The sequence below is a fragment of the Streptomyces racemochromogenes genome (assembly GCF_044129415.1).
GTDB lineage: Bacteria > Actinomycetota > Actinomycetes > Streptomycetales > Streptomycetaceae > Streptomyces > Streptomyces racemochromogenes_A.
Genome location: NZ_JBBDHD010000088.1, coordinates 23,575 through 30,018, shown reverse-complemented (window position 1 = coordinate 30,018; position 6,444 = coordinate 23,575). Strand labels below are relative to the sequence as shown.

Genomic DNA, 6,444 nt, shown 5'->3' with positions numbered 1-6,444 from the left:
TCGGGCACGGAGGTCCTCTGTTTTGGCTTCGAACTGCCTGCGCTTCGCGCGGGGGTGACCTCGTGCTCTCCGCCGCAGTGCGGCGGAGAGCACGGTCCCGCTTCGCGGGAACTAGGGCTGCTTCGCAGCCCACCCTTCGGAGCACTGAATCCCCAGCGCTGCGCGCTGGGGAAGGGAACGCCCGCGCTGCGCGCGGGCTGTGACGGAGTGTGAGGCCCCGCCTTCGCGCGGGGGCGGGCCGGCGCCCGCTTCGCGGGCTGGGCCTGGGGGTCTTCCGCTGCGCTCCAGACCCCTGTGGTGGGGTCGGGAGCGCTGCGCTCCCCCTTGGGATTACTGGGCTGTGGGGGCCGGTCCGCTTCGCGGGCGGCTGGCAACGGAGGAGGGTGGCCGGGGCCGGGATCCAAAGTGCGGCTTTGGATCCGGTAACGCTCCGTCAATGCTCGGGCAGCGAGGGGAGGGTGTCAACCCTCACCCGGGGTGCCTCATCCCAGACGACCGGGATAGCCACTGGGACCACGCCCCTACCCGACACCGAGCCACCCCGGCCACAGCCCCGGGGCCCCCTCCAGAACACCCCTGGGTGGCCGCCTACTGGCCTTTGAGCTGTACAGACTCGCCAAGGGGGCGACCCCGCCAAGAACGGCCCCCACAACAGCCCACAGCACCCCGGTCCTCGGAGGCCCCACCCCACCCACCACCAAAACACACCGACCTGACGATCCATCAGAGATGGTCGAGAAATTCCATACGTCGCTCTGGAGATTTATCAGAAGCCTTCAGAAACCATCCGAGAAAAATTCTTAAGGGTCGCGATAAAGCCACTTCAATTCACATTCATGGGGCGTGTCTCGGCGCTGGGCGTCCCGTTCGGGTGGGATGACGAACCGATGTGCCCTCCCGTGCGGAACGTCCCGGGGGCCCCTGCCGGTGGCCAGGGCGGGGGTTGCGGAGCTTGCCCCCGCGCTCGGCACTCTGCGTCCAGTGCCCACCGCAGTGCGCCGTGTCCAGGCTTCGCGAATCCGTGCGATCGACCCACTAGACCCCGTCCGAACAGGCCCGGAACGGAAATTCGCGAGAACTCGACCCGGCCGCGCCGCCCTCCCACAGTGGCTCCCGCTCCACCCCACGCCCGGCAACACGCCGGCCCCACCGAAGGACCACCATGAACACGACGACAACCACGACGACGAACTCGGTCACCCAGCCCGCCGAGAACCACGCCCAGGAGTTGGCGCGACTGCGGCGACAGCGCGACGGCCTCGCCCTGGTACTCACCATCGCGGCTGCCATAGGCCTGGGCCTGGTGGTACGAATCGCCCCGGCCTGGGCCGACCCCGCCGCCGTCACCATCGCAGCCGCCGTAGCCGCCGTCGGCGGGCTGCGCTACCTCCTGCGACGCTGGTGAAGCCCGCAGCCAGATCGGCGCAGGACACGAGCCTTGGGCCGGCCATCAGAACCGCGGGCCTCGCTGCGCCAGCCCGGGCACGCCCATCAGGAACAGCTGGGAGACACTGGCCGGATGATCGAGCGCCGCCCGCTGGGTACCGGCCCCCGCCCCGCGACTCCCTCAGCGCCGACTCCATCGGGCCGCCGGGGGTTGCTCGCCGCCGAACTGGCGGCCGTCCCCGAGGTCCCCGTCGTCCGGGCCGACGCCGTGCGAGACGGCCGGCGCCCGCTGGGGCCCGGCCACACCCCGCCGGCCGACCGCTAGCGGGAACAACGCCGCACAACTGTGGCCGGCCTCGACCAAGTCGAGGCCGGCCACAGGCGCCTAGTCCTTCAGTGCGTGGCCCAGACGGCTTACCTGCGGATTCTGGCCGGTCTTGCGGTTGCCGGTGTCCGGGTCGATGCGGAAGATGCCGCTGGCCCCTCTGATGACGTTGGTGGCGTCGAACAGGTAGAGCTGGGCTGCCACCGCGTGCGGGCTGGGCGGGGTCTTGGGCGAGTTGACCGCCTTGCGGATGGCCTGACTCGCGACCAGGAAGCCGTCGTGCGCCATGACGGCCCATCCGCTGGCCAGGTGGCCCTTGTCGAACTGCTGCCCGTGGTGGTCGGCGCCGAACTCCTCGACGAACGTGTTGAACAGGCCGCGGTCGGGGTTGGTGTTGGCGCCGAGCTGGCCGGGATCGGCGAGCGGCGCGTAGAGGAGGGAGATGGGGGCGCCCGGATCGTTGAGGGCTGCCAGCTTGGGATCCAGGGTGGCCGCGTCGGAGCCGGTGACCACGGTGATGGGGGTGCTGTGGCACTGCCGCTGGCGCAGGTATTCCAGGAAGTCCGGCAAGTGAGTCGCGCGGCCGGCCCAGAACACCAGGTCGGGCACGACGCTGCCGCAGAGGTTGTTGCTGATGGTGTCCAGGCTGGGCCGCACCGCGTCTTCGCGGGCGTCGAACTTGAAGGAGATCCCCCCGCCTGCTGGTAGGGCAGGAGGCCGATGTCCGGGTTCTGGAACGCCCCCTTGAGGGACTCCGTGTAGAAGTCCGGCGTCCCGTTCGGGGTGGTCGGCGCGCTGACGAGAGCCGCGGTCTTCAGCTCGGGGTGCTTGTGGATCTCCTGGCTGACCGCCCTCATCTGCGCGCTGGAGTTGGGGGCGATCCGTACCAGTCCGGGGATCGCGGCACCGTGGTCGATGCTGCCGGTGGTGTCGAAGCCGTCCGCCGTGATCAGGTCGCCGATCATCGGTATCTCGGCCTTGGACAGGGCCCGCGCGGCGTCGACCGACTCCTGCTGACTCAGGCCCATCCCGGTGACCGTGACGAGCCGGTCGGCGCCTCCGGTCATCTTCTTGAGCTCGTCGACGACCGTGGACCAGCTCGACTCGTCGCTGCCCATGTTGGCCAGCACCAGGCGGATCTGGGGGTAGGTGCCCCCCTTGTTCGCCTCCTGCTGGGCCACGACAGCGCCTTCGACCTGGTGTACGGCCCGGCCGACCGTCAGACTGTTGCCGCCCTTGGTCGACAGCGGCGCCATCAAGGCCACCGTGACGTAGCCGGGGGACTTGATGACCTCCTTGTTCTCGGCCTCCATCGCCGCGAGCGCCGGCTCGTACTCCGCGCCGAACACGTCGTGGCGATCGCTGCCGTCGGTGACCCCAGCACACCAGCCCGTCACCTGGTGCAGCCTGGGGTTGTCGGTGTCGCAGCGGGACTTCCGCAAGGCCCCCCGCTCGGCAGCCGCCTTCGCATCCGCCGCCGCCTGCGCATCCACCGCGGCCTGCGCTTCGTCCGCCTTCGCCGCGTACCACCACACGCCGCCGCCCACGAGTGCGAAGGCCAACCCCAGCGAGACGAGAACCTTCCGCCGGCGCCACGGCCACCCCGGAGACCGGCGCCCCAGGTTCAAGGTGGCGTGGTCCTGGGCCGGAACCGGTTCCCGAGCCGGCTCGGGCTCCCCAGCCGGGGCCCTGTCCCCGGCCGGCACCGTAGCCGGCGCCTCGTCCCCGACCCGCTCGACGTACTGAGGCGGCACCTCGTCCCCGGCGGGCACCGTAGCCGGCGCCTTGTCCCCGGCCAGCCCGGCGTACTGAGGCGGCGCCTTGTCCTCGACCGGCTCGGCGTACTGCGGCGGCACCTCGTCCTCGACCGGCCCGACCTCCGGCTGGCGAACCGACGGGACGTCGCGGCCAGGCAGCTGATTGAGGGGAGCCCGCCCCTCATCCAGGGCACGCCACACCTCGATCCACAGAGCCCGGCCCTCTTCGTCCAGCCCGCAGCACCTGAGGACCTGCCTCACGAACTCCAGCTTGGGCAGCTTGGCCCGGGCCAGGACACCCGCCACGGTCGCCTTCGGAAGCCGCAGACCCCCCCCCGCTTTCTCAGCCGCCGTGGCGAGCTTGTCGTACGTCATGCCCCGAGCCTTGATGAAGCTGGCCAGCAGGTCACGCAGCTCCTGGTCGGAGCTCATCTTGCGGAGCTCGGCCTCCCAGTACGCTCCGCCCCCGGGGGGCGTCGGGGCCGTCACGCCGCCTCCCCGAGCAGAGCAGCCGCCGACTGGCCGAGCCACGAGCTGATCTGGGTCGCCGTACCGGCCGCGACGGTCACCAGGCCGAACGCGTCGAGCATGGACTGGCCCGACTTCATCAACGCGACGACCACCACCACGACCACCACGAAAACCCCCACCCGCAGCCCCTGCGACAGCCCGCCCGTCCCGCAGGACGAGGCGCTGGGGGCCGGCTCAAGACCGCGACGCCGAAGAGATCGATGTGCCTGCATGCTGTGCCTCCTGGGTGTGACGTGGACCTACGGATCAAGCCCGCAGGCGCTTACCGGACGCCGAGTACGGGCTGTGATGAGACGTAAGCCTGCGGTCGCAAAAGGGGGCGTGGCAACCCTTGATCCAGGGCGGAACACAACCGCCTTGATCCGCTCGCGGACCGCCCCCACCCGCGCCCGAGTGCGCACCTCCCGGCCCGGCACAAGGCCGCCAAAACCCTTACGGCGACCGGCCACTCCACCGTTCCGAACAACACCTCAAAACCCACGCTGACCTGGCCATTGAGAGTTCCGAACAGGCCGAACACGCAGACGATCTTGCTCTCGCCCGATCGCCCTGGCGAAACTGAACGCCAGCGGCCGCTTCCCGGCGACCGTGGCCGTGACGCCCTCGTCAAGTCCTCCTGGGCCCGACGCGGACACAACGGAACACCCAGAGGGCCCCTGTTACCGGCAGGGGCCCTCTTCCGCTACAGCTCCGGCCAGCCACCGAGCCACTCCACGAGCCCGGGAACAAAGGGAGAGACCGGCACCGACCCGCCGGGCCGGACCCTCCTGGCGTGCCCGGCCCGGCAGCAGTGCTGGGGTGACCTCTGTGTCCGGCTCACGCGTACATAGAGGTGTCGTCACGCGAGAGGGGCTTGCCCACCGGGTCTGACCAGGCACGATGCCCGGAATTGGAAAAGTGGGGGTCCCACTCACGGTCACACCTGCGGTGCAACTCCTAGTGCACCTCTACGTGCAACCCTCCAGACAACCTCCGGTGCAACCCTCACCAGCTCCCGCCGGGGCAGGCTTGCCCAGGCCGGTGAGATCACTGGTGAGGTCACCGGTGACCTCACCAGCGCCGTCAGGGGGACGTTGAGGACCTGAAGTTCACCGATGGCCAGGCTGGTCTGGCTCTGGCGGTGGTGGCGGTGACCGGGTAGCGGCCGCCGGGCGCCTGGGGCGCTGGTGCGGGTGTACATGTGGCCGCAGTCCGGTGACTTCTCCTTGCCGCGCTCCGGTGAGTACGGGGTGCCGGGGCGGGTGCAGGTGATCGTGGTGCCGTCGCCCATCGACCACACCACGGTGCGCGCCCTGGCGGTCGCGGTCCCACCAACCCTTTGCCGTCCGGGCGCGGGACGATGCCGATGTCCGGGCCCTCCAGACGCAGGTGCTCGACGGCCTGGCGGGCGAGCGCCTGGACGTCGACGCCGCCGCCGGCCGGGCCGGTGGCCGACCAGCGGATCCCGCCGCGGACGTCCCCGCCGCTGGGGCAGGTCACCAGGTACAGGCTCCCGCCCGGGTCTCCCGGCTTCCAGCCGGGCGGGGCGCCGGTGTCGAATCCGGGCGGCAGGCCTCCGGGCGGGCCGTCTGTGGGCCGCCAGTAGCAGGAGTCCGCCGAGGAGAACGTGCCCATCTCTGGGGTGGAGCAGGGCACTTCCTGGCCGTCGATCGCGCAGCTGGGCAAGCCCCCCTCGGAGAGGGGCTTGCCCGACCCCCCGCCAGGCTTGCCCGGGGCGGGCTTGCCCGGGTCCTGAGCTGCGATGTCGCAGTCCAGATCCCGGGGCGGACACACCACCCCGCCCCCGGGCCCGTCCGCGAACACGGGCGGCACCGCGGCCGCCCAGAGCAGCCCGGCCACCACGGCCGCAGCCACCAGCTGGGGGCGGCTCAGCACGTGCGGTCCCGCTCGATCGTCGACCGGTAGACCAGCCACGGCCCCGACCCGGTGCGCTGCACCGTGGACGTGACCACGTGCCGGCGCGGCCCCGACGGCGCGGGCGCCGGCTGGCCGGAGGCCTTGTCGACCTTGTCGTAGCCGGTGGAGTCCACGCAGTCGCTCACCACCGCCCGCTGCGGATCGCCGGTGGTGTCGACCGACTCGACCGTCGGCGCGTGGGCTGGCTGGCCCTTCATGACGGTGCCGCGCTGCTGGTACCAGAACAGCGTCGCCTTGATGTCCGCGAGCGCCGCGTCGGTCGCGTAGCGCTCCAGGTCGGGGTCCAGCGTCCCGGAGGTGTAGGAGCGGACCTCGGCGGCCCCCATGCCCGCGTACGCGGCCAGCACCGCCGCCTTCTCCGCCGCCTGCGGGTCGGCCTTCCCCGAGGCCTGCACGGGCGCCGAGGGCGTCTCCGCTGGCTTGCCGTCCGACCCGGTACTCCCGCAACCCGCCAGGATCACCGACGCCACCCCAACACCCGCAACCCGTAACGCCGTCGACCGCCGCGCTGTGCCTCCCGCTCTCGTG

General features: G+C 71.3%; 6 protein-coding genes. 3 read left to right on the top strand and 3 right to left on the bottom strand.

Annotation, left to right across the window (positions count from 1 at the left end):
- Positions 1-1,162 precede the first annotated feature (1,162 nt).
- A complete protein-coding gene (locus tag WDV06_RS26535; protein ID WP_395512302.1) occupies positions 1,163-1,405 on the top strand; it encodes a hypothetical protein in 243 nt (80 codons plus the stop codon).
- Positions 1,406-1,519: 114 nt separating this feature from the next.
- Positions 1,520-1,711: a hypothetical protein gene (locus tag WDV06_RS26530; protein WP_395512301.1), complete on the top strand. Its 192-nt coding sequence runs from the start codon at positions 1,520-1,522 to the stop codon at positions 1,709-1,711.
- A gap of 60 nt (positions 1,712-1,771) precedes the next feature.
- Here the strand turns inward: WDV06_RS26530 and WDV06_RS26525 are convergent, their stop codons facing one another.
- Positions 1,772-2,368, bottom strand: a complete 597-nt coding sequence (locus WDV06_RS26525; protein ID WP_395512300.1) for a hypothetical protein — start codon at positions 2,366-2,368, stop codon at positions 1,772-1,774.
- Positions 2,369-2,539: 171 nt separating this feature from the next.
- Between WDV06_RS26525 and WDV06_RS26520 the strand changes: the two genes are divergently transcribed.
- Positions 2,540-2,728 carry a hypothetical protein gene (locus WDV06_RS26520; protein WP_395512299.1) on the top strand — a complete coding sequence of 63 codons (189 nt, stop codon included), beginning with the start codon at positions 2,540-2,542 and terminating at the stop codon, positions 2,726-2,728.
- A 1,225-nt stretch (positions 2,729-3,953) separates the two neighbouring features.
- Here WDV06_RS26520 and WDV06_RS26515 read toward each other — a convergent pair.
- Both WDV06_RS26515 and WDV06_RS26510 read right to left on the bottom strand, forming a co-directional pair.
- A complete protein-coding gene (locus WDV06_RS26515) occupies positions 3,954-4,211 on the bottom strand; it encodes a hypothetical protein (RefSeq protein WP_395512298.1) in 258 nt (85 codons plus the stop codon).
- Positions 4,212-5,867: 1,656 nt separating this feature from the next.
- Entirely contained in the window at positions 5,868-6,311 is a 444-nt protein-coding gene (locus WDV06_RS26510) for a hypothetical protein (RefSeq protein WP_395512297.1), read from the bottom strand.
- Positions 6,312-6,444: the final 133 nt, after the last annotated feature.